Origin of the sequence: Streptomyces sp. UH6 (genome assembly GCF_013421635.1) — a bacterium.
Taxonomy (GTDB): domain Bacteria; phylum Actinomycetota; class Actinomycetes; order Streptomycetales; family Streptomycetaceae; genus Streptomyces; species Streptomyces abyssomicinicus.
This window is the reverse complement of record NZ_JACADT010001433.1, coordinates 1-1,033: the sequence shown is the minus strand read 5'-3', so window position 1 is coordinate 1,033 and position 1,033 is coordinate 1. Positions and strand designations below refer to the sequence as shown.

The 1,033-nt window shown below is 76.1% G+C and carries 2 protein-coding genes; both read left to right on the top strand.

Translation table 11 applies throughout. The features are described from left to right. Positions 1–339 (top strand): ATP-binding cassette domain-containing protein (locus tag HW445_RS32395; RefSeq protein ID WP_180224311.1); only part of this gene is annotated, 339 nt, incomplete at its 5' end. Continuing rightward, on the top strand, positions 336–1,033 hold a 698-nt coding region (locus tag HW445_RS32390; RefSeq protein ID WP_374939739.1), incomplete at its 3' end, for an ABC transporter permease. The genes HW445_RS32395 and HW445_RS32390, both read left to right, overlap by 4 nt.

The following is a 1,033-nucleotide window of genomic DNA, read 5'->3' as shown; positions in this document are numbered from 1 at the left end:
CTCTCCGGCGGCCAGCAGCAGCGCGTGGCCGTCGCCCGCGCCCTGGTCACCACCCCCGACGTGGTGTTCGCGGACGAGCCCACCGGCGCCCTCGACACCGGCACCGCCGCCGAGATACTCGGCCTGCTCCGGCACGCGGTGGACACCCTCGGCGCCACCGTCGTCATGGTCACCCACGACCCGGCCGCGGCCGCCTGGGCCGACCGCGTGCTGTTCCTCGCCGACGGCGCCTTCGCCGATCACCTCGAGCAGGGTTCGGCGGAGCAGATCGCGGCGCGGATGGCCCTGCTCACCTCCCGTAGCTCCCGCGCGGGCCAGATGGCGGGTGCGACAGCATGAGGTGCCCCAACGGACTCGCCCGTGAGGCCGTCCGCTTCAAGCCCGCGTCCTTCGCGGGGACCTTCCTCGCGCTGCTGATGTCCGCACTGATCGTCTCGGCCTGCGGGATCCTGCTCGAGACCGGCCTGCGCGCGTCGGTGCCGCCGGAACGGTACGCGAAGGCGCCTGCCGTCGCGGCGGCGGACCAGTACGAGTACGTCGTCACGGGCAGCGGCGAGGACCGCGAGAAGGAGGCGGTCCCGCTGCCGGACACCGCGCGGCTGGACGTCGGGCTGGCGGCGAAGGCCGCCAGGGCGCCGGACGTGGCCACCGCCGTCCCCGACTTCACCTTCCCGGTGCGCACGGCCGACGCCGAGGCGGGCTCCGGCGCCCGTGAACTGCCCGTTCCGGGCGGTGTGCTCACCGCACACGGATGGGGCTCGCACACCTTCACCGGCACCGCGCTGACCACCGGCTCCGCGCCCCGCGAGGGCGAAGTCGTGCTCGACGCGGGTACGGCCCGCGCCGCGAAGGCCGCCGTCGGCGACACCGTCGTGCTGCAGACCGCCGCCGGGCAGCAGGACTTCCGTGTGGCCGGCGTCGCCAAGGCCGGCTCCGAGGACACCGCCCGGGACACCGGCGCCGACGGCGCCCTGGCCTGGTTCGCCGACGCCCAGGCCCCCACGCTCGCCGGGCACCCCGGCCAGGCCGACGC